Here is a 22,748-nt window from a genome sequence, read left to right as displayed (position 1 = left end):
TAACCCATACTAATTACCCGTGAGGCTTAACCATACAACACCCAAGAAGTGTTCTGGGCCTTGTAGCGAATGAGTGAACTACTAATTCAGTGATAGCGAAGCCAACAGGCAGTTCGTTATTCACGTCAGCTTTCCGAGATTGAAGAATTTGCCTGGCGGCCATAGCGCCGTGGAACCACCTGATCCCATGCCGAACTCAGAAGTGAAACGCGGTAGCGCCGATGGTAGTGTGGCATTCGCCATGCGAGAGTAGGACACTGCCAGGCACCCAATTAAACGGTGATGTGAAAACACATGACCGGCTGCGAGGATGACACCTCAATGAAGCGGCAGACAATTTAGCAAAAAGCTAACCAGACAGCGGAGCGGTAGTTCAGTCGGTTAGAATACCGGCCTGTCACGCCGGGGGTCGCGGGTTCGAGTCCCGTCCGCTCCGCCACTACTTAAGAAGCCCAGTCGAAAGACTGGGCTTTTTTTCGTTTCCGACACCGCACTCATGTCCCCCGAATAGCCTCTTTTGCCTCACGCGACTCAGTAAAACACGCAGAGCCAGACGGTGGTCATGTCGGGGTGGGTCCATTCCATCCTGTGTTTCCGGCGGGTATGTGGTCGCTGGCAATGAGCCAGCTTTACACTGGGAGCCTTCCGGTTGAAGCACCTTTAAGAAGGTCTGAGCAAATGGAGGGGGAGCTTTGCGGGTGGTTACTTGACCACGCCCTGCAGCACCAACCCAGAGCCGCGTTCACGAAGTGTAGGAGGTGAGGGAGGGAGTATTCTGGCTGACAATGGTACCCAGATTGAGGGGATTCTAGAGCACACAGGATGTGCTGTGGCAGCGAATAGAATCCCATGTCATTGACCCGTTTTGGTACAAAATGCACATAAAGAAAAGGGGACGGCAGCAGCCGTCCCCTCAAGTCATCTAGTCCAGTCCATGAACTGCAACGCTCCCTGCAATCCCTGACTTTATCCTGATCCTTCGGAATATCCCCTTCCCAATCCGTTGAGGTGTCCTGTGGCCATCCTAGCCTGGCAATCGCTCCTAATTGCTGCACTCTCTCCATCCTGGAGGTGTCCGTTACCACATCCCGTGGTGTTCCTTGCGTCATCCTGACAGACAACCATCCGGGTTGTCTCGCTTCATCCTGGAGCCGTCCTGCTCGCTTCCTGCGAGGTCCATATTCTTCCTGAAGAGCAATCATCCTGTTTGCTCTGCCTCATCCCGAGGTGTCCACAACCACGTCCCGTGGTGTCCTGCATTCCGTTTGATAACCATCCTGGTTACCGGCCTCATCCTGAGGTGTTCCTTGCCCACACCCTGTGGTTTATTCCCTGCTTATGCGCTGTTTCCGCATCCTGCCGAACCAGCTCCGTCCTTGTGAGACCCATATTAAGGGAACCAGGGGGCGGAACAAGGGAGGTCCCGGCGTTATTGGCGTGACGATAACGGATTAATGACCAATGCTATAGAGATAAAGTTATATAAATCATAGTATTAGTTTGTTTCATGGGAAAGCATGTGGATTCAAAGATGGCTTCGCGTACGGTTCGACACAGTGGCCTCTTACAGCTGCCATGGCGGATCTCTTACACGCAAAAACGGGGCGAAAACGATGGTACAAGCAGGCTCAATTCGGTGGGCAAGACTTAAAAATTAGTTGAATAAATATGCTCAAAAAGAATACAAAAAGCCGGGCTTGGCCCGGCTTTTTCTGCGGTGGTCAGCTGACGCGGCTACCCGGTGTCGGATATGCCTTGCGCAAGGATTCAGGCGCCAGCACTTCCAGGTTCCCGCTCATGTTGTTGAGCCAGGTACGGAACTCGGGGGTGTCCTGCACCTCGGTTTCCACCACCACACTGCGCTTGTCGTAGCGAGTCATGCGCGGATTGTGGCCGGGGATCTGGCCGTCGACCAGGGTCGGACAGTTGGCATCGATGCGACCGACGAAGCGGATCGGTCCGCTGACATCCTGATACCCCTGATCGCGGATCAGTTTCTGGATATTGAAATCCTTCGGCTGGGTCGCGCTGAAGTTGGTCAGCTCCACGTTCTTGATGTGATCGAACGGGATACCGTAGACCTTGGGATCCAGTTCGGACAGAGTGCAGAGGAGGGTCGGTCCTTCCGCCTGGTTCAGGATGCCGAGCGGATTGATGCGGTCGTAGCAGAGCCATACAGTGCGCTCCTTGATGACCCGCTGGATCTCGGCACTGAACTTGCGACCGCGCCACAATGCATCGCGGATCAGCGTGCTGCGGCGGATTTCCGGGTTGCCGGCAAAAGGACGCGGTGACTGGTGCACGCTCTCGAGCCAACGTTCAGCCAGTTCGCTCTGGCTGTCGCGGATCACCTGGCTGGCCTTGTCGACCAAGGGGTTCAGTTCGGTCAGTACGCTGGCCGGCAACAGCTGGCTGGCCTGGTCGCTCCAGGTTTTCAGCGCGACGGCCAAGGAGAGCGGCATGATGTTGGCAAAATCATTGAGGCCATGGCGCTCGAAGCACCAGCCGTGTGGTTTGCTGCGTTCATCCGAGGTGAGATCGAACAACCCCATGCCGGACATCTCTTCCAGGTCCCGTTGCACGGTACGCAGACTGACATGGATGCCTTCTTCTTCCAGTTTTACCTGGAGTTGGCTGGCGGTCAGCTTGTAAGGGCGGTGCGGGATGCAACGCGCCAAGGTCAGTTGTCGTAACAGCTTCTTACTCATGGTGCATGCCTTCACTGGTTTAGCGTTGAGTGTATCCTAGCCATGCCTTGCGACAGTCTATGTCGCAAGTTTTGCTGCGACAACTGTCGCCATTTTCATACAAACCAAGCTAACCACATGATCCTAAACATAATTGCCATCATTTTGGGCAGCAATCGAGGCTTGAAAATGATGAAAAATCACCAAATGAAAGTGCTGTCTTACGGATTTGGGGGAGAGGAAAAAATAGAAATGACGGGGAAACGCAGAATATGATGTGGAGGGGATGGCCCCCCTCCACCAGGCAGGTATTTTTTGGCAGGATCAGGCCAGCCAGGACAAGGCGGATTTGGTGATGGCGGCGCCCACCATGTAGCCAAATACCGCCAGGGCAGCGAGGCCGGCCACCAGCTTCTGGCTGCGCGCAGGGCGCTTGAGTGCCATGACGCCGAGGCCGATGTAAACCACCAGAGCGATCAGCTTGGCCATCAGCCAGGGTTGTTGGCCCGGGCTCATCTGCAGGGTCACCGCCAGCAGCACCCCGAACAGCAGCAGGAAGGTGTCGTTGACATGGGGCAGGATCTTCAGCCACTTCTGCTGCAGACGGGCACTGCCCCCCAGGGCCAGCAGCCAGCGATAGAGGAACAGCAGCACGCTGACCAGCGCCAGCGTCATGTGCAGGTGTTTGAGCATGGGGTAATAGGCAATCATATTGCTTCCTTGTCGTTGTCGGGCAGACCGCTGTTCCAGTTGTGAGCGTGAATGCGCTCCTGTCCTTCCTGATCGTCTTGCAGCAGATCGGAGAGGATGTCCCGGTATTGCAGGCTCTTGTTGATATAGGTGTGTTCGTCGTCCAGGTAGTTGACCTGTTCCCGCAGCAGCCAGTTGTCGTGCTGCTTGAAGGTCTGGCCGGCCCGCCAGGCCTGGTTGGCCCGAAAGCCGAGCTGGGTCAGGGCTTCTACCCCCAGATCCACGGCAGAACCCAGGGTTTCCCGGTACACGCTGCCCACGCCCTGGCGCAGGATCTCGTGAGCGTGGGGACGATCCTGGGCTCGCGCCAGTATCTTAAGGTGCGGGAAGTGTTTCTTCACCATTTCAATCACTTCGAGTGACGTGGCCGGATCGTTGATGGAGAGCACCAGCAGCTTGGCCTTGTGGGCGCCGGCGGCGTGCAGCAGGTCAAGCCGGCTGGCATCGCCATAGAACACCTGATAGCCATACTTGCGCAGCATCTCGATCTGGCTGGCATCCTGCTCGAGGATGGTGGTACCGATGCCGTGGCCGTGCAGCAGACGGCCCACGATCTGACCGAAACGGCCGAAGCCGGCGATGATGACCGGGTGCTCCACCAGCTCCGGCTGCTCGTGCTGCGGCAATTCACTCTGGTTGCGATAGTCGAACCAGGGCTGGAGCACCCGATCGTTGAGGATCAACAGCAGCGGCGTCAGCGCCATGGAGAGCGCCACCACCAGGGTCAGCAGGGCGATGGTATCCCCCGGCAGCACCTTGTTCTGGGCGGCGAACGAGAACAGCACGAAGGCGAACTCCCCGCCCTGGGCCAGCGCCAGCCCGAAGGTCCAGCGCTGACTCGGCGAGATGCGAATGGCAAAGCCGAGTGCCATCAGTACCAGCCACTTGAGCACCATCAGGCCGACCACCAGGGCCGGGATCAGCAGCGGGTGCTCGGCAAAGAGCCCGAAGTTGATGCCGGCGCCCACCGACATGAAGAAGAGGCCGAGCAGCAGCCCCTTGAACGGCTCTATGTCCGCTTCCAGCTCGTGGCGATATTCGCTGTCCGCCAGCACCACGCCGGCGAGGAAGGAGCCTAGAGCGGGGGAGAGGCCGACCGATTCCATCAACACGGCGATGGCGATCACCAGCAGCAGGGCGGCGGCGACGAAGATCTCCCGCATGTGGGACTGGGCGATGGCGCGAAACACCGGTCGCATCAGGTAATGACCACCCAGCACTATGCCCGAGATGGCAGCCACCACCAGCAGGCCGTGTTGCCAGCCGGCCAGCTCCGAGCTGCCGCTGCTGGCCACCGGCGCGATGGCCAGCAGCGGCAGGATCGCCAGGATGGGGATGACGGCGATGTCCTGGAACAGCAGCACGGCGAAGGCGGAGCGGCCGCTCTCGCTCTGCATCAGTTTGCGCTCCTGCAGGCTCTGCAGCACGATGGCGGTGGAGGAGAGCGCCAGGATGAGGCCGATGGCCAGCCCCTGCTGCCAGGGCAGGCCGATGAGGTGGGCCACACCGGTGAGGGCGGCCGTGGTCAGCAGCACCTGCAGCCCGCCGGTGCCGAGAATGGGCCCCTTCAGCTGCCACAGCAGCGCCGGCCTGAGCTCCAGCCCGACCAGAAACAGCATCAGCACTACCCCGAACTCGGCGAAGTGCATCACATCCTTCTGTTCACCCACCAGCCCCAGCAGGAAGGGACCTATGATGATGCCCGCCAGCAGGTAACCGAGCACGGAGCCCAGCCCCCAGCGCTTGGCCAGTGGCACCGCGATCACCGCGGCGGAGAGGTAGATGAAGGCATCGAACAGCAAACCATGTCCCATCAGCGGATCCTCCGCACTGTGGTGGAGACCGATGTCGGCAGGCCGGGCCGTCGCCCGGATCGAGAGCGGGTCATGAGAGTACCTCCAGCAGGTCGCGCAGATAGGGGCTGCCGGCAAGCTGGGCCGGGGTCAGCTGTTCGTCGCGCAGGGCACACAGCAGCTGGCGATAGTCCTGGCCGCAGCGGCGCAGCGCCTCCTGATCCCGGATCTTGTGAAAGGAGTGCAGCACGAATGGCGGCAGCCAGCTCATGCCGCACAGCTGGGCCGTCTGCCGGAACGGCAGCAGAAAGTCGAGCAGCGGGCGCTGGTTGTAGCCCTCGCTGCAATAAGACTCGGGGGCGCCGCCGGTGGTGATGGCCGACAGCCACTGCTTGCCGTTGAGGGCGTGGGCTTCCGGGCCGTAGGCGTAGCCATACTCCAGCACCAGATCCATCCACTCCTTCATGATGGCGGGGCAGGAGTACCAGTAGAAGGGGTGCTGGAACACGATGATGTCGTGTTCAGACAGCAGGGCCTGCTCCCGCTTCACGTTGATGAACATGTTGGGGTAGTGCTGGTAGAGGTCGTGCAGGGTGACGCCCTCCAGGCCGTCGATGGCCTGCAGCAGCTGTTTGTTGGCCCGGGAGCTCTGCAGCGCCGGGTGTGAAAAGATAACCAGAATGCGTTTCATGGGTTCCTGATCTGAAGAGGGGCCAAATACCGGTGCAAGCGACCGGCGAAAAAAAAAGATGCATTGAGCAGCGACGTTATCAAGAAGCGCCATGGCTCGCCAGCTCCGGGATCAGCTCGCGCAGCGCCGGATTGAGGGTCTGGTGGGCGGGATAGCAGAGGCCGATGCGCCGGAACATCCGTGGCCCGCGCACCGGCACGGTGCACAGACCCGCTTCGTCTTCCACCAGCCCGTCCGGCAGAAAGCTGATGCCGACCCCGGCCAGCACCAGCGCCATCACCAGCCCCTTGCTCTCGGCCTTGGCCACCAGATTGAGGGTGAGCCGGTCACAGGCCAGCAGACCTATGGTCTGCTGATGGGCTTCGCAGGGAGGGCACTCAATAAAATCATAATGTTGCAGCTCGGCCAACTCGAGTTGCTGGCGGCTGGCGAGGGGATGGTCGCTTCGCACGCACAAGACATAATCCTCCTCCCACAGCGGCAGGAAGATCTCGTCTTCGCGGCGCAGGGCATCCAGGGTCAGCCGACAGTCGGCAGGCGTCCCGTAATCGGAGAGGGTGAGATCCAGCTCGGGCAGCACAGCCTGCACCTGCTGCAGCAATCCCGCCACCCGCCGCCGGCTCAGGTCCGGCATGATGGCCATGTTGAGCCGCGCACGCGTCGCCTTCTGGCGAAACAGCGCCGGCAGCCGGCGCGCCTCTTCCACCAGCTTGACCGCGTGGGGATAGAGGTAATGGGCCTGATCCCTGGCCGCCACCCCCTTCTTGCCCCGGATGAACAGGCTGTCACCCAGGGTCTCTTCCAGCTGGCGCAGCCCCGCCGAGAGGGAGGGCTGGCTGACGTGGCAGCGTTCGGCCGCCGCCGTGATGTTCTTCTCTTCATAGATGGCGATGAAGAAGCGCAGCAGTCTCAGATCCAGCATAAGCCCAACCATAGTTTTTTCAGATGATAACCAGCGGAAAACAATATTTATCACTGATGGATGCAGTGACTATAGTGATCCCGTTCCGTGCTGGCCAGCCGCTTGTTTGCTCAAACCGACTCTTGAATCAGAAGGAAAACATCATGTCCAAACCTCTCGTCGTGATCACCGGTGCCTCCGCCGGGATCGGTGCCGCCATTGCCCGCGCCTTCTCCGCCGCCGGCCATCCGCTGCTGCTGCTGGCCCGCCGGGTCGAGCCCATGCAGGCGCTGGCGCTGCCCGATACCCTCTGCATCGGGGTCGATGTGACCGACACCGCCGCCATGAAGGCCGCCATCCAGCAGGCCGAGGCGCAATTCGGCCCGGTTGGCTGTCTGGTCAACAATGCCGGCGTCATGCTGCTGGGACAGGCCGATGTGCAGGACCCGGCGGAGTGGCAGCAGATGCTCAACATCAACGTGATGGGGGTGTTGAACGGTGTTCACGCCGTGCTGGCCGGCATGAAGGCCCGCTGCAGCGGCACCATCATCAACATCAGCTCCATCGCCGGTCGCAAGACTTTCCCGAACCATGCCGCCTACTGCGCCACCAAGTTCGCGGTGCACGCCCTGACCGAGAACATCCGGGAAGAGGTGGCCGATGTCGGCGTGCGGATGGTGACCATAGCCCCGGGCGCGGTGGAGACCGAGCTGCTCAGCCACACCACGGACGAGAGCATCAAGGCCGGCTACCACGACTGGAAGGATCAGATGGGGGGCGTCATTGCGCCTGAGGTGATCGCCGACGCCGTGCTCTATGTATGGAGCCAGCCGGCCAATGTCTGCGTGCGCGAGATCGTGCTGGCGGCCACCCGTCAGCAACCTTGATGGTGGCTGACTGGAAGAGGGGGAGGGCTTGACCCTCCCCCTGGGCCAAGGGTTACCATAGGCCACCTTTCGTCAATGAGTCGTCTCATGGTTCTGACCCGTCGCCAACTCGCTCGCGCCCGCCGCTGGCTCCCCCTGTGGAGTCTGCTGATGGTGCTGATGTCGTTTGGCAGCCGGGCGGCGACCGATCTCTGTACCCTGACGCCCCATTGCAGCCAGAGCGAACGTACCCTGGAGAAGGCCATGCCCTGCGGCAGCTTCACCTCGGCGCTCGCCATGACGGTGCTCACCGGCGACAGCCTGACGGTTGCCATGCTGGAACCCGATACCCCGGATTTCATCTCCCCCTCCCAGTTCATGCCGGATGTTCCGACCGACCGGCTGGAGCGTCCGCCCCGTCATCTCGGTTGAGTCGAGTCCCCCGTTTTTTTGGGCATTTCTTCTTATCCGAGGTGAGTTATGTACAAGTCCCTGTTATTGGCCGTGCTGGCCGGTACCGTCAGTTTTTCTGCTCTGGCAACCGAGCAGATGACCGTCTACAAGTCCCAGTATTGCGGCTGCTGCAAGACCTGGATCAAGCACATGGAAGAGAACGGCTTTGAGGTCAAGGTCGTCGAAACCGAGCAGCTTGAACCGGTCAAGCAGCAGTACGGCATCACTCCGCAGCTGGCTTCCTGCCACACCGGGGTGGTGAACGGCTATGTGGTGGAGGGGCATGTACCCGCCGCCGACGTGCAGAAGCTGCTCAAGGAAAAACCGGCGATCCGCGGCCTGACCATTCCGGGCATGCCCCAGAGTGCGCCGGGCATGGATATTCCGGGTCAGCCCTATCAGGTGCTGAGTATCAGCAACGAGGGCACGACCAAGGTCTGGTCGAGCTACCCCGGCTGATGAAAACTGGCCGTGAGCAGACACACTTCCATCATGTGAGGCACACCTGAGCGAGCTAGTGTCGCTCACGGTCAGGTATGGGGGCCGCCATCGCGAGATGGCGGCCCTTTTACATCAGGGCGCGGGAGAACTTGCAACTGAAGGCGACAAGGGGCAGATTGATCCCCTGTCCAAGGAGCCAAGGCTCAGGTCCGCCAACCCTTTTACAGCGCAAAGGATGCGACATGTTCACCTTTTCCCGAGGGCTTCTGCTGCTGGCTTGTCTGGCCGCCGTTCCCTGTTCATATGCCAATGATGAGTCCGCCATGCCCACAAGCGACACCCTGATCCAGCCTCCCGTGGCCACCAAACACCCTCACGCCATCAAGAAACACGGGGATACCCGGGTCGACAACTATTACTGGCTGCGCGATGACGAGCGCCAGAAACCCGAAGTGCTGGCCTACCTCGAGGCCGAAAACGCCTACACCGACGCCATGCTCAAACCGATCAAGCCGCTGCGCGACCAGCTCTATCAGGAGATGGTGGCCCGCATTCCGCAGCAGGACGAGTCGGTGCCCTACGTGAAAAACGGCTATCGCTACCAGACCCGCTACGAGCCGGGCAAGGAGTACGCCATCTATTCGCGCAGCAAGCTGGGTGAAGAGGCTGCAAGCCTGCTGCTGGACGGCAACCTGCGTGCCGAAGGCCACGAGTTCTACGCCCTGGGGGCGCTCGAGGTGAGCCGCAACAACCGCTGGCTGGCGGTGGCGGAAGATTTTCTCTCCCGCCGTCAGTACCAGATCCAGTTCCTCGATCTGGAGAGCGGCAAATGGGCCGCCGACACGCTGGAGAACACCTCCGGCAATCTGGTGTGGGCCAATGACAGCAAGACGGTGTTCTACGTGCGCAAGCACCCCAAGACGCTGCTGCCCTATCAGGTCTATCGCCACGAGCTGGGCACGGATCCAGCCAAGGATCAGCTGGTCTATGAGGAGAAGGACGACTCCTTCTATGTGAGCCTCTACGCCACCACCTCGGAAGATTTCATCGTCATCGCCCTCTCCAGCACCACCTCAGGCGAGGCGCGCCTCATCGATGCCAACGTGCCGACCCAGGCGCCACGGCTGTTCCTGCCGCGCCAGGTGGATCACGAATACAGCCTGGATCACTACCGCGGCCGCTTCTATGTGCGTTCCAACAAGGACGGCAAGAACTTCGGCCTCTACGAGACCAAGGAGAGCCCGGTGGATCGCTGGAAGGCGGTGATCGCCCCCAATCCGGATGTGCTGCTGGAGAGCTACGCCCTGTTCAAGGAGTGGCTGGTGCTGGAGGAGCGCAGTCAGGGGCTGACCCGGCTGCGCCAGGTCAACTGGCAGAGCGGCGAGCAGAAGGAGATTGCCTTCGACGATCCGGCCTATGTCACCTGGCTCGCCTACAACCCGGAGCCGGATACCAGCGCGCTGCGCTATGGCTACTCCTCCATGACCACTCCCTCGTCCACCTACGAGCTCGATCTGAACAGCGGCAAGCGCACCCTGCTCAAGCAGCAGCCGGTGGCAGGCTTCAAGGCCGACCAGTATGCCAGCGAGCGGCTCTGGATCACCGCCCGTGACGGCGTGGCCCTGCCGGTGTCGCTGGTCTATCGCAAGGACAAGTTCAAGCAAGCGGGGGCCGGCGCGCACACCAATCCGCTGCTGGTCTACGGCTACGGCTCCTACGGTGCCAGCATGGACCCGGACTTCAGCAGTGCCCGGCTGAGCCTGCTGGACCGCGGCTTCGTCTACGCCATCGCCCACATCCGTGGCGGCGAGGAGCTGGGGCGTCACTGGTATGAAGATGGCAAGCTGCTGAAAAAGCAGAACACCTTCAACGACTTCATCGACGTGACCGAGGCGCTGGTGGCGCAGGGCTATGGCGCCAAGGATCAGGTCTACGCCATGGGCGGCAGCGCCGGCGGCCTGCTGATGGGGGCCGTCATCAATCAGGCGCCCCAGCTCTATCGCGGCGTGGTGGCCCAGGTGCCGTTCGTCGACGTGGTGACCACCATGCTGGACGAGTCCATTCCCCTCACCACCGGGGAGTACGACGAGTGGGGCAACCCGAACCAGAAGCGCTACTACGACTACATGAAGGCCTACAGCCCCTACGATCAGGTCAAGGCGCAGGCCTATCCCAACCTGCTGGTGACCACCGGCCTGCACGACTCCCAGGTGCAGTACTGGGAGCCGGCCAAGTGGGTCGCCAAGCTGCGCGAGCTGAAGACCGATGATAACAAGTTGTTGCTGAGCACCGACATGGACGCCGGCCACGGCGGCAAGTCGGGTCGCTTCAAAGCCTACGAGGATATTGCGCTGGAGTTCGCGTTTATTCTGGATCTGGCCAAGCCACAAGCATAAGTCACCACAGTTGCAGCCCTTGCCAGTCAAGGGCTGCAAAAGAATCTCCCCCCTCCCACTCTGTCTGCCGACCGGTAGCACATCCAATTAATCTCTGATCAGCAAATTAATGATCGGCTTCAAATTTCTCGTCATCCATATCCATCATTTTGTGTTTTTGTTTGATTTATGTTGGCGCCGTGTGCTTAATCGAAGCCGTTATGACTCTTTAATTGGCCCCCTCGGGGCCAATTATCTTCGGTTGGCATGAAGCCGACTGTCTCACCACAGGATGCTGGTGGCTTTTTGGGGAACGTTCGCCGTTCACCCGCTTCCTCATATCGAGGTCATGGGCAACCGCCGGCGCAGAACGGTGGTTTGTCCGGCATTCGCCCGTGGAACGGGCGAGCTGAATCAATCAAAAAGGATGAACAACATGAAAGGATTATCCCTGGCGTGTGCCCTGTCGGCTGTCCTGGCCGGCGTCTCGTTTGGTGGCCCGGTGCAGGCGCAGGAGCGCTTCGTGACCATAGGCACCGGCGGTCAGACCGGTGTCTACTACGTGGCGGGCCAGTCCATCTGCCGCTTCCTCAATCGCGGCGCCGCCGATCACCAGATCAAGTGCAACGCCCCGGCCAGCGGTGGCGGGGTGGCCAACGTCAACGGCATCCGCAGCGGTGAATTCAACTTCGGCATCATGCAGTCCGACCATCAGTACAAGGCGATGAAGGGGCTGCCGCCGTTCCAGGCCGAGGGGGCCATGGACGACATGCGCGCCGTCTTCTCCCTGCAGAGCGAGGTGTTCACCATCCTGGCCCGCAAGGACGCCAAGATCGCCGGTTTCGACGATCTCAAGGGCAAGCGGGTCAACATCGGCAACCCTGGCTCCGGCCAGCGCGACACCTTCGAAGAGATCATGGCGGTGAAGGGCTGGAAGAAGGGCGACTTCGGCCTGGTCTCCGAGCTCAAGCCGGCCGAGCAGGCCTCAGCGCTCGGCGACAACAACATCGACGCCATGAGCTACTTCGTCGGCCACCCCAATGGCGCGATCCAGGAAGCCTCCACCACTACCGACGCCGTGCTGGTCCCGGTCACCGGTGCCGACATCGACAAGCTGCTGGCCGAGAAGAGCTACTACAGCAAGGCCGAGATCCCGGGCGGCATCTACAAGGGCAGCGACCAGCCGACCCCGTCCATCGGCGGCAAGGCAGTGCTCTCCACCAGTGCCAAGGCCGATCCGGAAGTGGTCTATCAACTGGTGAAGTCGGTGTTCGACAACCTGGATCGTTTCAAGCGGCTGCACCCGGCCTTCGCCGACCTGAAAGAGGCCGACATGATCAAGGTGGGTCTCTCCGCCCCGCTGCATGAAGGGGCTGCCCGCTACTACAAAGAGCGCGGCTGGCTCTGATAGCGGGCCCAAGGGCCGCTGTCACTCTCTTCGACACCCGCCTGCCGCAGCCCGTGGCAGCGGGTGTCGTGTCGTTGTACTCGTTGGCACAAGTTAACCCCTATGCAAGATAAACAACTCTCTACCGAGGAACTGATCGCCCAGGATGTGGGGGCGCGTCTGCCGCTCGGCATCATGGGTGGGTGCATCACCACCCTGGCGCTCGCCTGGTCGCTGTTCCAGCTCTGGATCGCCTCGCCGCTGCCCTTCATGCTGGGCTTCGGCGTACTCAATGACACCGAGACCCGTGCCATTCACCTCACCTTCGCCCTGCTGCTGGCCTATCTGGTGTTCCCGGCCTTTCGCCGCTCGCCGCGCGACCGGGTGCCGCTCGGCGATCTGGCGCTCGGGCTGGTGGCCGCCGGCGCCGCTTCCTATTTGTTCGTGATGTACGAGGCGCTGGCCCAGCGGCCGGGCAACCTCACCACCGCCGATTTGGTGACCGCCTGCATCGGCATCCCGCTGCTGCTGGAAGCCGCCCGCCGCGCCTTGGGGCCGGCGCTGGCGGTGATCGCCCTGGTATTTCTCGCCTACAGCCTGGCGGGGCCCTGGATGCCGGGCTTGCTGGCTCACCGCGGGGTGAGCTTCACCGCGCTGGCCAACCACCAGTGGATCACCACCGAGGGGGTGTTCGGCATCGCCCTCGGCGTCTCCACCAGCTTCGTGTTCCTGTTCGTGCTGTTCGGTGCCCTGCTGGAGCGGGCCGGTGCCGGCCACTACTTTATCCAGCTCGCCTTCAGCCTGCTCGGTCACCTGCGCGGTGGCCCGGCCAAGGCGGCGGTGGTGGCCTCCGGCCTGACCGGCCTCATCTCCGGCTCCTCCATCGCCAACGTGGTGACTACCGGCACCTTTACCATTCCCATGATGAAGAAGGTGGGGTTCAGCGCCGAGAAGGCGGGGGCGGTGGAAGTGGCCTCCTCGGTCAACGGCCAGATCATGCCGCCGGTGATGGGGGCTGCGGCCTTTCTGATGGTGGAGTACGTGGGCATTCCCTACGTCGAGATCATCAAGCATGCCTTCCTGCCGGCGACCATCTCCTACATAGCGCTGCTCTACATCGTCCATCTGGAGGCGCTCAAGCTCGGCATGCAGCCCATCGGCGACCATCAGCCCAAGCCCTGGCTGCGCCGGTTGACCGGCTTTGCCTTTGGCGCCGCCCTGATCAGCGGGCTGTCGATGGCGGTCTACTACGGCCTGGGCTGGCTCAAGCCGGCGCTGGGCGACTATGCCCTGCCCAGTATCGCCCTGCTGCTGGCTGCCACCTATCTGGGGCTGCTGAAGATTGCCGCCAGCAATGAGCCGCTGGCGGCGGAAGATCCGGACAAGCCGCTGACCGAGCTGCCCAACACCCGTACCGTGCTGCTCTCCGGCCTGCACTTCCTGCTGCCGGTGGTGGTGCTGGTGTGGTGCCTGATGGTGGAGCGCCTCTCGCCCGGGCTGTCGGCCTTCTGGGGCACCGTCATGCTGGTGATCATACTGCTGACCCAGCGGCCGCTGCTCAACTGGCTGCGCAGCGATGGCCAGCACGATTACGGCTCCCTGCAGGACGGCTTGATCGATCTGCGGGAGGGGCTGGTGGCCGGTGCCCGCAACATGATCGGCATCGGCATCGCCACCGCCACGGCGGGGATCATCGTCGGTGCCGTCTCCCAGACCGGGGTTGGTCTGGTGCTGGCGGATCTGGTGGAGATGCTCTCCATGGGCAACCTGCTGCTGATGCTGCTGCTCACCGCCCTGCTGAGTCTGATCCTCGGCATGGGGCTGCCCACCACCGCCAACTACATCGTGGTCTCCAGCCTGCTGGCGCCGGTGGTGGTGACGCTCGGGCAGCAGAACGGGTTGATCGTACCGCTCATCGCGGTGCACCTGTTCGTGTTCTACTTCGGCATCATGGCCGACGTGACGCCGCCGGTGGGGCTCGCCTCGTTCGCGGCGGCGGCCGTCTCCAAGGGCGATCCCATCAAGACCGGCATCACCGCCTTCTACTACAGCCTGCGCACCGCTGCGCTGCCGTTCCTGTTCATCTTCAACACCGACCTGCTGCTGATCGACGTGGACTTTGCCCACGGGGTGCTGATCTTCATGGTGGCCACCGTCGCCATGCTGATCTTCGCCGCCGCGACTCAGGGCCATTTCCTGGTGAAGAGTCGCTGGTACGAGAGCGTGCTGCTGCTGCTGGTGGCCTTCACCCTGTTCCGCCCCGGTTTCTGGATGGACATGGTGCACGATCCCTACCGCGAGACGCCGCCGGCCCAGCTGGCCCAGACCCTGGGCGAGGTGGAGGCGGAGAGCACCCTGCGGCTGCGGATCCAGGGTGAGGATGCGGTGGGCAAGCTGCGTCAGTCGACCGTGCTGCTGGCGGTGCCGGCAGGGGAGGATGGGGCAGCCCGCCTCGCCAGCCTGGGGCTCGCGCTCTATGAGCAGGATGGCAAGACCCTGATCGACAGCGTCACCTTCGGCAGTCCGGCAGCGGCAGCCGGCATGGAGTTTGATCAGGAGATCCTGGTGGTCAAGGCCCCCACCGAGCGCTGGCGCAAGGAGCTGATGTGGCTGCCCGGCTTCCTGCTGTTTGCGTTGATCGTCTGGCTGCAACGGCGCCGGGTGGTGCGAGCATAACCAGGGTCAATAAAAACGGCGCCATCATGGCGCCGTTTTCATGCTCCCCGCTGGGGGCTTATTCTTGCGGATCCTGTTCCGGCAGCAGGTTCAGGGTCTGTTGTCCCACCTGGCTCAGGCCCAGCTGTTCACAGGCTTGCTCGAAGCTGATGCCAAGGTGGCACATCATGATATCCATCGCCGGGAGGGATTATTCCTGCGGATCCTGCTCCTGCAGCAGGCTCAGGGTCTGTTGTTCCATCGGACTCAGGCCCAGCTGTTCGCAGGCTTGCTCGAAGCTGATGCCAAGGTGGCACATCATGATATCGATAGCGGGCAGATAGTTTTTCATTGCTTCTTCCATGGTGATCCTCCGGACCCGTTCCTTATGCCCGAACAGGGTGGGTCGGACAATTAGACTTTAGGCGTAGGCTGCTCATTTGCTGAGCGCCTCTGCCACTGGGCGGGGGAATTTGTTACTCTGCTTGTCAGCAAGAAGATGTTGCCGTATGACTGCGAGCAACACGTGAGGAGCAGGGCATGTTATTGAGTTTCTTGATCATCGCATCGGGCTGGTGGCACATTCGTGCGGCCTATGGCTCAGACTCCCGTCAGTTCTACATCAGCAAGCCGTTGACCATGCTGCTCATCATCGCGCTGGCCTTCGGCTATCAGAGCTATGACCACGACGGTTCCCACGCCTGGATCCTGCTCGGTCTCTGCCTGTCGCTGGCCGGCGACGTGCTGCTGATGTTGCCGAGCGACCGCTTCATCCAGGGGCTGGCGGCGTTTTTTGTCGCGCACCTCTGCTACATCGTCGGCTTCGCCCAGGGGCCGCTGGTGCTGAATCTGGTGGATGGCCTGCTGTTGCTGCTGGTGGCCGGCATGGTGTTCGGCCTGCTGTGGGGCAAGCTCGGGGAGATGAAGGTGCCCGTGTTCTGCTACATGCTGGTGATCATCGGCATGGCCTGGGTGGCCGCCGGCGCTTGGCATGCCTCCCTCACCGCCGGCAGTGCTGCCGCCCTGGTGGGGGCGCTGATGTTCCTCTTCTCCGACAGCATGCTGGCGCTGGACCGCTTCCGCCGTCCCTTCCCCCATGCCACCGCCTGGGTGATGACCAGCTACTTCGCCGCCCAGTTTCTGATTGCCGCCTCGCTGGCGGGGTGACTGTGGCTGAATTGCCTCCTCGCCAAGGGGAATGTGCAGACAAAAAAACGGGCCCTCAGGCCCGTTTTGCTATTCCATTCTCACCGTTTTTCACGCCTCGAGCGGTTCGGCATCCGCTACCCTGGGGGCGGGCTGCTTGAGCAGCAGCATCAGGCCGCTGGCGAGCAGCAGGAAGATGCCCATCACGAAGAACACCTGGTTGTAGGCCATGATGGCCGCCTCCCGGCTGATGGTGTTCGACAGCATGGCCTGGGCCTGCTGGCGAGCCAGCTCGGGGCCGGAGCCCTGCGCCATCATGGTCTGGGCCAGCTGCAGCAGGTAGCTCTGCCCCTCTATGCTGCTGGCGGCCAGGGTGCTGCTGATCTGGCTGACATGGATGCGGGTGTCGTTGTCGATCAGGGTGGCGATGATGGCGATGCCGAAGGCGCCGCCCAGGTTGCGCAGCACGTTGAGCAGGGTCGAGGAGGAGGGGATCTCGTCGTGGGTCAGGCTGGCAGTCGCCACCAGGGAGAGCGGCACCATGATGAAGGGCTGGCCCAGCGCCCGCACGATGAGCGACTGGATCAGCTGAGGCCCGGCGTAGTCGGCACTCATGTTCATGTTCATGAAGCAGCTGACGGCGAACACCAGAAAGCCGAAGCTCACCAGATAGCGCGGATCTATCTTGTGGGTCAGTCTGGGCACCAGCGGCAGTACCAGCAACTGCGGCAGCCCCATCCACATCAGCACCTCACCGATTTCCAGCGCGTTGTAGTTGTGGATCTGGGTCATGTAGAGCGGCAGCACATAGATGGAGCCCATCAACGCCATGCCGAGCACCAGATAGGCGAAGCAGGCCAGCGCGAAGCGCGGGTTGTGCAGCAGCCGCAGGTTGACCAGCGGGTGGCGCCGCAGCAGCTGGCTGATGACGAAAAACACCAACGCCACCACCGAGATGACGGTGAGCCGCACGATGAAGCTGGAACCGAACCAGTCCTCCCGGTTGCCCTCTTCCAGCACCACCTCCAAGAGGCCCAGTCCCACTGCCATGGTGACGATGCCGATGAGATCCACCCGCTTGATCACCTCCCAGTCCACCGGCTTCTTGTCCAGCCCGTGGGCCAGCATGGCCATCACCAGCAGTCCCGGCGGCACGTTCATGTAGAAGATGTAGTGCCAGGACATCTGCTCGGTCAGCCAGCCGCCCAGGGTCGGCCCGATGGCGGGGGCGAAGGTGGCGCACAGGCCGAACAACGCCATGCCGGTGGCCCGCTTGTGCAGCGGCAGCAGACTGACGATGAGGGAGAAGGCCATCGGGATCAGCGCCCCGCCGGTGAAGCCCTGCAGCGCCCGAAAGACGATCATGCTGGTGAGGTTCCAGCTGAATGAGCAGAGCACCGAGGCGACGATGAAGGCGCCAGTGGTCCACAGCAGGTAGCGCCGCACGCTCAACCCCCGGCTCAGCCAGCCGCTCAGCGGAATGGCGATCATCTCCGCCACCAGATAGGAGGTGGAGATCCAGGAGCTTTCGCTCAAGGTGGCCGACAGGGCCCCCTGAATGTCCTTCAGGGAGGCGTTGGTGATCTGGATGTCGAGGATGGCCATGAAGGCGCCGATGAGGCCCCCCATGACCGCGATCCAGTTGCGACGCGGGATGGGTTCCATCAGTGGGCCGCAACCACGGGATCAGGGCTGCGGGTGTCGACGATCACCTCGGTGGAGAGGCCCGGCAGCAGCTTGCCCGCCAGCGGCCCCGGCTCCGGAATGCGGATCTTGACCGGTACCCGTTGCACGATTTTGGTGAAGTTGCCGGTGGCGTTCTCCGGCGGCAGCAGGGCAAACTTGGCACCGGTGGCGGGGGCCAGGCTGTCGATGATCCCCTCGACCGGCTGATCCGGATAGGCATCAAGGATCACCTCCACCTTCTGGCCGGGCTGCATGTGGAGCAGCTGGGTCTCCTTGAAGTTGGCCTCGACCCACACCTGCTGCAGTGGCACCAGGCTGGCCACCTGCATGCCGGACTGGACGTAGAGCCCCGCCCGCAGACTGCGCTTGCCGATGATGCCGTCGGCCGGTGCCCGCAGCTCGGTATAGGCCAGCTCCAGCTTGGCCTGTTCCAGCTGGGCGGCGCTCAATGCCAGCTTGGCCTGGTTCTGCTTGGCCTCGGCATCCAGCACCAGCAGCCGCTCGCGGGCGGCTTGCAGGGCCGCTTTGGCCTCCTGCTCCTGGGCCTGATTGACCTGCAGACCGGCCCGCACCTCGTCCAGGCTGTCCTGGGAGCTGTAGTGGCGCTGGTTGAGCTGGCTGACGCGGCGCACCTGTTGCTGGGCCCGCACCTGTTCGGCATTGGCCGAGCTGACCTTGGCTTCGGCCTGGCGAATGAGGCTCAGTTGCTGGGTGCGGGTGGCAGCGAGATTTTCCGCCGTCGCCTGATTGAGGCGCAGATCGGCTTCGGCCTCGGCCACCTTGGTCTTGTACTCCCGGTCGTCGAGGCGGGCGATGAGCTGGCCGGCCTTCACCGGCTGGTTGTCGGTTACCAGCACTTCGCTGATGTAGCCGGACAGCTTGGAACCGATGCCGGTGACCTCGCTCTGCAGGTAGGCGTTGTCGGTGCTCTCGAAATAGCGGCCGTGCAGATACCAGTAACCGGCAAACAGCAGACCGAGCAGGGCCAGGATCATGGCTGCCAGCAGGGGGATCTTCTTGTGTTGACTCATGTGGGGGATTCCTGAACTTAAGAGAGGCAGGCTAACACTGGCCGACTGTTTCGATTAGTATCCATTTATGAGATATACAGTTTCACTGGTGCAACAATGGATCTGAACGCTGCATTGATTCTAGTGCGGATCGTCGACAAGGGGTCCTTCACGGCGGCCGCCCAGGAGCTGGGCATGACCAAGGCGACGGTGAGCCGGCGCATCGCCGAGCTGGAGCAGCGCCTCGGCGTGCGGCTGCTCTACCGTTCGACCCGCCAGCTCACCCTGACCGAGGCCGGCGAGCAGTACTATCTGCGCTGCAGCAAGGCGGTGGACGAGCTGACCCAGGCCGAGCTGATGGTGAGTGCCAGCCAGCAGGAGGTGACCGGCACCCTCAAGCTGGCGGTGCCCATCGAGGCGGGGCAGCTGGTGGTGGGCAGGCTGGTGGCGGAGTTTTTGCAGGCCTATCCCGGCCTGCAGGTGGAGCTGGAGCTGACCAATCGCATCGTGGATCCCATCAACGAGGGGCTGGATGCGATCGTGCGGATCGGTGACATGAGCGATTCGAACCTGGCGGCGCGGCGGCTGTGGAGCAACGCCCGCCTGATCTGTGCCAGCCCGGCGTACCTGGCGCGCAGCCCCGCCATCACCCATCCCGAGGATCTGGTGCATCATGAGCGGGTGGCGGTCACCAGCGGCTTTCTGGCGTCGCACTGGTGCTTCGAGCGGGATGACAGAGAGGTGCTGGTTGACCCTCCCTCCCGCTTTCGGGTTAATAATATAACCTGTGCCAGAGAGGCGGCGAAGGCCGGGCTGGGGCTCGCCTCCCTGCCCGCCATGCTCTGCCACGAGGAGCTGGCGAGTGGGAGCCTGGTGTCCGTGCTGCCCGAGTGGCAGCAGCCCAGGGTGCCGATTTACCTGCTGTTTCCGGAGCGGCGGCTGATGCCGCGAAAATTGCGGGTGTTCATCGACTTCATCGTGGCCAAGGGGGCCGACTACGGTATCGATACCCTGCTGTAGCCGGTCAGAGGCGGTGCCGTGGTCACGGCATCGTGAGTGGATCTGAGGGGGAAGACATGGATCACTGGATCAATCTGTATCGGGCTTCCCATTCGCTGGAGGCCCATGCCCTGAAAGGGGCGCTGGAAGTGGAGGGGGTGCCGGTGCGGCTCAATGGCGAGGCGCTGTCGGGCGCCCTGGGCGAACTGCCGGTGGACCTGCTGCAGGTGACCCTGATGGTGCGCGAACAGGATCGCAGCAAGGCAGGGCGGGTCATCGAGCGCTATCAGCAGCGCCAGGGTAACGGCTGGCTGTGTGGCCAATGCGGGGAGGAGAACGGCGCCAACTTCGATGTCTGCTGGCGCTGTCACCACGATCCCCACGAAAATTAATCGCTCGCCCTGCCTCAGCGCAGGGTGAAGTCGATGTCCTCGCCCGCGCTGGCGTCGTGATAGGTCGCCAGATCCAGCTCCCGCTCGCTGCGGGCAATCAACACGGACACCAGAATATCGCCGGAGACGTTGACCGTGGTGCGCGCCATGTCGAGGATCCGGTCGATCCCGGCGATCAGTGCTACCCCTTCCAGCGGCAGTCCTACCGCGGTCAGCGTCAGCGTCAGCAGCATCAGGCCGGTGCCCGGCGTGCCCGCTGTGCCGATGCTGGCCAGGGTGGCGATGCTGATGATGGTCAGGTAATCCACCATGTGCAGATCCACTCCGAAGGCCTGGGCCACGAACAGGGCCGTTACCCCCTGATAGAGCGCGGTGCCGTCCATGTTGATGGTGGCGCCAATGGGCAGCACCTTGGCGGTGATGGCGGGAGAGACCCCGAGCCGGCGCTCGGCGCAGGCCAGGCTGATGGGCAGGGTACTGTTGCTGGAGCTGCTGGTGAAGGCCACCGCCTGGGCATCGACGATGCTTTTGAAGTAGTGCAGCGGATTGAGGCGGGCCAGCAGGATCAGCAGGCTGCTGTAGACGCCGAGTACGTGCAGCAGGCAGCCGAGGTAGACGGCGCCGATCACCTTGAGCAGCGGCAGCAGCAGGCTCATGCCGTACTTGCCGGTCATCCAGGCCATCAGGGCGCAGACGCCGTATGGGGCCAGCGCCATCACCATCTGGGTCAGCTTGAACATCCCCTCCGCCAGCGAGGTGAAGAACAGGATGGCGGGGCGGCCGCGCCGACCGGTGGCGTTGAGGGCGAGGGCGAGGGCCACCGCGAACACGATCACCTGCAGGATCTTGCCGTCCACCATGGCCTGCACCGGGTTGCGCGGCACCAGGTGGCTCAGCACGCTGGCCAGGGTGGGGGATTCCGCCATGCCGACCCGCTCATAGGGCCCCATGTTGGCGCCCATGCCGGGCTCCAGCAGCCAGCCCATCATCAGGCCGATACAGATGGCGACCGCGGTGGAACAGAGGTAGAGGCCGATGGCCTTGCCGGCGATCCGATCGAGGGTCTTGCCCTTGAGCAGCGAGGTGAGGCCGGCGATGACCGAACAGAAGATGAGGGGCACCATCAGCATCTGGATGGTGTTGACGAACAGCACGCCAATGGGCTTGAGCAGCAACGCCTGCTCGCTGAAACCGGCGCCGAGACCGATCCCTGTCAGCATGCCGAGCAGGGTCTTCAACCAGAGCGGGCGGCGGGTCCAGATCCGCCAGGGCTTGAAAGCCAGTCCATGGAACAGCATGACGCCAATGTCCTTATATTCGGTCTGCGGTGGCAAAAAGGGGCGTTAGTGTAGCCATCCCCTGCTCAGGTTGCCACATTATCGACAAAGCCGCGGCCATCACCAGTACGGACGCAGGGAAATCGGCAATTTGTTGGCCTATATCAAGGTCGTCGGCAGTGGGGCAGGATTTAATAGGCATCAAATATGTCTATTCAAGAGGTTTGCAATGACTCAATCGGTACACGGTCACGAAGTGATGGAGATGATGCTGGCGCAAGGCGGTCAGTTTACCCGGGCCAGCCTCAAGCAGGCCATCGACGAGCGCTTCGGCGCCGAGGCCCGTTTTCATACCTGCAGCGCCAGCGAGATGGATGCCGAGGCGCTGATCGACTTCCTGGCCAAGCGCGGCAAGTTCATCGAATCGGAGCAGGGTTTCCAGACTCACGCCGACAAGATCTGCAACCACGGTTGATCCCCGCCGGCGAGCGCCCGCCGCGCTCGCCGAATCCCGCCGCCTTTGTTATATTTCGCCCTCTTTCCCCCTGCTTTTGTTGAAGGCTTAGCCTGGGCGTTGTATGGACACTTTCTCCGCTGCCGTCATGTTGTTTCTGATCATGGATCCGCTGGGCAACCTGCCGGTCTTCCTGTCGATCCTGCGTCATATCGATCCCAAGCGACGCCGCAAGGTGATGATGCGGGAGCTGCTGTTTTCACTGGTGATCATGATGGCCTTCCTGTTCGTCGGCCAGCAGATCCTCAATTTCCTCAACCTGCGGCAGGAGGCGGTCAGCATCGCCGGCGGCATCATCCTGTTCCTTATCGCCATCAAGATGATCTTCCCGAGTGAAGGCGGAGTGACCGGGCTGGCCGCGGGTGAGGAGCCCTTCCTGGTGCCCATGGCCATCCCCATGATTGCCGGTCCCTCGATCCTGGCGTCCTTGCTGCTGCTGGCCAACCAGGAGCCGACCCGGATGGCGGACTGGTCGCTGGCGCTGTTGATGGCCTGGGGCGCCAGCGCGGTGATCCTGATGTTCTACGAGGTATTCAACAAGCTGCTGGGTGAGCGAGGACTCACCGCGGTGGAGCGTCTGATGGGCATGCTGCTGGTGATGATCTCGGTGCAGATGCTGCTCGACGGGGTGCACCACTACCTGGCGGTGACCGGTCAGAACTGATCGGCTGGCATGCCAACAGAAAAGACATGGGGCTCGACGAGCCCCGTTTTTTTACCTGTGA

The 22,748-nt window shown here is 62.2% G+C and carries 20 protein-coding genes, 1 tRNA gene and 1 rRNA gene; 13 read left to right on the top strand and 9 right to left on the bottom strand.

Annotated elements, in window-relative coordinates; genetic code table 11:
• The first annotated feature begins 151 nt into the window (after nucleotides 1–151).
• Nucleotides 152–266, top strand: a 5S ribosomal RNA gene (rrf, locus tag QLG02_RS06265).
• A gap of 96 nt (nucleotides 267–362) precedes the next feature.
• Nucleotides 363–439 (top strand) — tRNA-Asp (locus QLG02_RS06260).
• 1,282 nt (nucleotides 440–1,721) lie between these two features.
• Here the strand turns inward: QLG02_RS06260 and QLG02_RS06255 are convergent.
• The 5 genes from QLG02_RS06255 to QLG02_RS06235 all read right to left on the bottom strand — a co-directional run bounded on the left by QLG02_RS06255 (nucleotide 1,722) and on the right by QLG02_RS06235 (nucleotide 6,843).
• Nucleotides 1,722–2,708, bottom strand: coding sequence for a WYL domain-containing protein (locus tag QLG02_RS06255; RefSeq protein ID WP_005308002.1), 987 nt, complete (start codon nucleotides 2,706–2,708; stop codon nucleotides 1,722–1,724).
• A gap of 303 nt (nucleotides 2,709–3,011) precedes the next feature.
• A complete protein-coding gene (locus QLG02_RS06250) occupies nucleotides 3,012–3,398 on the bottom strand; it encodes a SirB2 family protein (RefSeq protein WP_016349116.1) in 387 nt (128 codons plus the stop codon).
• A complete protein-coding gene (locus QLG02_RS06245) occupies nucleotides 3,395–5,251 on the bottom strand; it encodes a monovalent cation:proton antiporter-2 (CPA2) family protein (RefSeq protein ID WP_282464784.1) in 1,857 nt (618 codons plus the stop codon). The genes QLG02_RS06250 and QLG02_RS06245 overlap by 4 nt, the downstream gene beginning before the upstream one ends.
• A gap of 70 nt (nucleotides 5,252–5,321) precedes the next feature.
• Nucleotides 5,322–5,921, bottom strand: coding sequence for an NAD(P)H-dependent oxidoreductase (locus QLG02_RS06240; RefSeq protein ID WP_016349118.1), 600 nt, complete (start codon nucleotides 5,919–5,921; stop codon nucleotides 5,322–5,324).
• 79 nt (nucleotides 5,922–6,000) lie between these two features.
• A complete protein-coding gene (locus QLG02_RS06235) occupies nucleotides 6,001–6,843 on the bottom strand; it encodes a LysR family transcriptional regulator (protein ID WP_016349119.1) in 843 nt (280 codons plus the stop codon).
• Between the two features lie 143 nt (nucleotides 6,844–6,986).
• Between QLG02_RS06235 and QLG02_RS06230 the strand changes: the two genes are divergently transcribed.
• From QLG02_RS06230 to QLG02_RS06205, 6 genes are all read left to right on the top strand, one after another.
• Nucleotides 6,987–7,709 (top strand): SDR family oxidoreductase, encoded by a 723-nt coding sequence (locus QLG02_RS06230; protein ID WP_282464783.1) that lies wholly within the window; start codon nucleotides 6,987–6,989, stop codon nucleotides 7,707–7,709.
• A gap of 87 nt (nucleotides 7,710–7,796) precedes the next feature.
• The gene (locus QLG02_RS06225) at nucleotides 7,797–8,120 is read left to right on the top strand and encodes a hypothetical protein (RefSeq protein WP_011704326.1); all 324 of its coding nucleotides are present in this window, start codon (nucleotides 7,797–7,799) and stop codon (nucleotides 8,118–8,120) included.
• A 48-nt stretch (nucleotides 8,121–8,168) separates the two neighbouring features.
• Nucleotides 8,169–8,600, top strand: a complete 432-nt coding sequence (locus QLG02_RS06220; protein WP_203092493.1) for a DUF411 domain-containing protein — start codon at nucleotides 8,169–8,171, stop codon at nucleotides 8,598–8,600.
• Between the two features lie 224 nt (nucleotides 8,601–8,824).
• On the top strand, nucleotides 8,825–10,978 hold the full coding sequence (locus QLG02_RS06215) for a S9 family peptidase (protein ID WP_282464782.1): 2,154 nt from the start codon (nucleotides 8,825–8,827) through the stop codon (nucleotides 10,976–10,978).
• Between the two features lie 415 nt (nucleotides 10,979–11,393).
• Nucleotides 11,394–12,365: a TAXI family TRAP transporter solute-binding subunit gene (locus tag QLG02_RS06210; RefSeq protein ID WP_016349123.1), complete on the top strand. Its 972-nt coding sequence runs from the start codon at nucleotides 11,394–11,396 to the stop codon at nucleotides 12,363–12,365.
• A 102-nt stretch (nucleotides 12,366–12,467) separates the two neighbouring features.
• Complete coding sequence (locus tag QLG02_RS06205) at nucleotides 12,468–15,020, top strand: TRAP transporter permease (protein WP_282464781.1); 2,553 nt, start codon at nucleotides 12,468–12,470, stop codon at nucleotides 15,018–15,020.
• 190 nt (nucleotides 15,021–15,210) lie between these two features.
• Here QLG02_RS06205 and QLG02_RS06200 read toward each other — a convergent pair whose 3' ends face one another.
• Nucleotides 15,211–15,351, bottom strand: a complete 141-nt coding sequence (locus QLG02_RS06200; RefSeq protein WP_282464786.1) for a hypothetical protein — start codon at nucleotides 15,349–15,351, stop codon at nucleotides 15,211–15,213.
• 188 nt (nucleotides 15,352–15,539) lie between these two features.
• Here QLG02_RS06200 and QLG02_RS06195 point away from each other — a divergent pair, with 188 nt between their 5' ends.
• Complete coding sequence (locus tag QLG02_RS06195) at nucleotides 15,540–16,166, top strand: lysoplasmalogenase (protein WP_011704333.1); 627 nt, start codon at nucleotides 15,540–15,542, stop codon at nucleotides 16,164–16,166.
• 90 nt (nucleotides 16,167–16,256) lie between these two features.
• Here QLG02_RS06195 and QLG02_RS06190 read toward each other — a convergent pair whose 3' ends face one another.
• A complete protein-coding gene (locus QLG02_RS06190) occupies nucleotides 16,257–17,810 on the bottom strand; it encodes a DHA2 family efflux MFS transporter permease subunit (RefSeq protein WP_043160978.1) in 1,554 nt (517 codons plus the stop codon).
• Nucleotides 17,810–18,862: an HlyD family secretion protein gene (locus QLG02_RS06185; RefSeq protein WP_011704335.1), complete on the bottom strand. Its 1,053-nt coding sequence runs from the start codon at nucleotides 18,860–18,862 to the stop codon at nucleotides 17,810–17,812. Before QLG02_RS06185 ends, QLG02_RS06190 begins: the two co-directional genes overlap by 1 nt.
• A gap of 96 nt (nucleotides 18,863–18,958) precedes the next feature.
• Between QLG02_RS06185 and QLG02_RS06180 the strand changes: the two genes are divergently transcribed.
• Complete coding sequence (locus QLG02_RS06180; RefSeq protein ID WP_103829088.1) at nucleotides 18,959–19,861, top strand: LysR family transcriptional regulator; 903 nt, start codon at nucleotides 18,959–18,961, stop codon at nucleotides 19,859–19,861.
• A gap of 56 nt (nucleotides 19,862–19,917) precedes the next feature.
• Nucleotides 19,918–20,232, top strand: a complete 315-nt coding sequence (locus tag QLG02_RS06175) for a DUF2007 domain-containing protein (protein WP_011704337.1) — start codon at nucleotides 19,918–19,920, stop codon at nucleotides 20,230–20,232.
• A 14-nt stretch (nucleotides 20,233–20,246) separates the two neighbouring features.
• Here QLG02_RS06175 and QLG02_RS06170 read toward each other — a convergent pair whose 3' ends face one another.
• A complete protein-coding gene (locus QLG02_RS06170) occupies nucleotides 20,247–21,530 on the bottom strand; it encodes a dicarboxylate/amino acid:cation symporter (RefSeq protein WP_026080178.1) in 1,284 nt (427 codons plus the stop codon).
• A gap of 208 nt (nucleotides 21,531–21,738) precedes the next feature.
• On the opposite strand from QLG02_RS06170, the gene QLG02_RS06165 reads away from it, so the two are divergent.
• The gene (locus tag QLG02_RS06165) at nucleotides 21,739–21,984 is read left to right on the top strand and encodes a YecH family metal-binding protein (RefSeq protein WP_016349130.1); all 246 of its coding nucleotides are present in this window, start codon (nucleotides 21,739–21,741) and stop codon (nucleotides 21,982–21,984) included.
• Nucleotides 21,985–22,087: 103 nt separating this feature from the next.
• Nucleotides 22,088–22,687, top strand: coding sequence for a YhgN family NAAT transporter (locus QLG02_RS06160; protein ID WP_010635400.1), 600 nt, complete (start codon nucleotides 22,088–22,090; stop codon nucleotides 22,685–22,687).
• The last annotated feature ends 61 nt before the right edge of the window (nucleotides 22,688–22,748 follow it).

The organism is Aeromonas sp. V90_14 (genome assembly GCF_029967615.1).
GTDB lineage: Bacteria > Pseudomonadota > Gammaproteobacteria > Enterobacterales > Aeromonadaceae > Aeromonas > Aeromonas hydrophila.
This window is presented reverse-complemented; position numbering and strand designations above follow the sequence as displayed.

Excerpts from the sequence above, each read along its gene's own strand:
- QLG02_RS06255 (WP_005308002.1), bottom strand. The coding sequence starts at position 2,708 with ATGAGTAAGAAGCTGTTACGACAACTGACCTTGGCGCGTTGCATCCCG.
- QLG02_RS06250 (WP_016349116.1), bottom strand. The coding sequence starts at position 3,398 with ATGATTGCCTATTACCCCATGCTCAAACACCTGCACATGACGCTGGCG.
- QLG02_RS06245 (WP_282464784.1), bottom strand. The coding sequence starts at position 5,251 with ATGGGACATGGTTTGCTGTTCGATGCCTTCATCTACCTCTCCGCCGCG.
- QLG02_RS06240 (WP_016349118.1), bottom strand. The coding sequence starts at position 5,921 with ATGAAACGCATTCTGGTTATCTTTTCACACCCGGCGCTGCAGAGCTCC.
- QLG02_RS06235 (WP_016349119.1), bottom strand. The coding sequence starts at position 6,843 with ATGCTGGATCTGAGACTGCTGCGCTTCTTCATCGCCATCTATGAAGAG.
- QLG02_RS06230 (WP_282464783.1), top strand. The coding sequence starts at position 6,987 with ATGTCCAAACCTCTCGTCGTGATCACCGGTGCCTCCGCCGGGATCGGT.
- QLG02_RS06225 (WP_011704326.1), top strand. The coding sequence starts at position 7,797 with ATGGTTCTGACCCGTCGCCAACTCGCTCGCGCCCGCCGCTGGCTCCCC.
- QLG02_RS06220 (WP_203092493.1), top strand. The coding sequence starts at position 8,169 with ATGTACAAGTCCCTGTTATTGGCCGTGCTGGCCGGTACCGTCAGTTTT.
- QLG02_RS06215 (WP_282464782.1), top strand. The coding sequence starts at position 8,825 with ATGTTCACCTTTTCCCGAGGGCTTCTGCTGCTGGCTTGTCTGGCCGCC.
- QLG02_RS06210 (WP_016349123.1), top strand. The coding sequence starts at position 11,394 with ATGAAAGGATTATCCCTGGCGTGTGCCCTGTCGGCTGTCCTGGCCGGC.
- QLG02_RS06205 (WP_282464781.1), top strand. The coding sequence starts at position 12,468 with ATGCAAGATAAACAACTCTCTACCGAGGAACTGATCGCCCAGGATGTG.
- QLG02_RS06200 (WP_282464786.1), bottom strand. The coding sequence starts at position 15,351 with ATGAAAAACTATCTGCCCGCTATCGATATCATGATGTGCCACCTTGGC.
- QLG02_RS06195 (WP_011704333.1), top strand. The coding sequence starts at position 15,540 with ATGTTATTGAGTTTCTTGATCATCGCATCGGGCTGGTGGCACATTCGT.
- QLG02_RS06190 (WP_043160978.1), bottom strand. The coding sequence starts at position 17,810 with ATGGAACCCATCCCGCGTCGCAACTGGATCGCGGTCATGGGGGGCCTC.
- QLG02_RS06185 (WP_011704335.1), bottom strand. The coding sequence starts at position 18,862 with ATGAGTCAACACAAGAAGATCCCCCTGCTGGCAGCCATGATCCTGGCC.
- QLG02_RS06180 (WP_103829088.1), top strand. The coding sequence starts at position 18,959 with ATGGATCTGAACGCTGCATTGATTCTAGTGCGGATCGTCGACAAGGGG.
- QLG02_RS06175 (WP_011704337.1), top strand. The coding sequence starts at position 19,918 with ATGGATCACTGGATCAATCTGTATCGGGCTTCCCATTCGCTGGAGGCC.
- QLG02_RS06170 (WP_026080178.1), bottom strand. The coding sequence starts at position 21,530 with ATGCTGTTCCATGGACTGGCTTTCAAGCCCTGGCGGATCTGGACCCGC.
- QLG02_RS06165 (WP_016349130.1), top strand. The coding sequence starts at position 21,739 with ATGACTCAATCGGTACACGGTCACGAAGTGATGGAGATGATGCTGGCG.
- QLG02_RS06160 (WP_010635400.1), top strand. The coding sequence starts at position 22,088 with ATGGACACTTTCTCCGCTGCCGTCATGTTGTTTCTGATCATGGATCCG.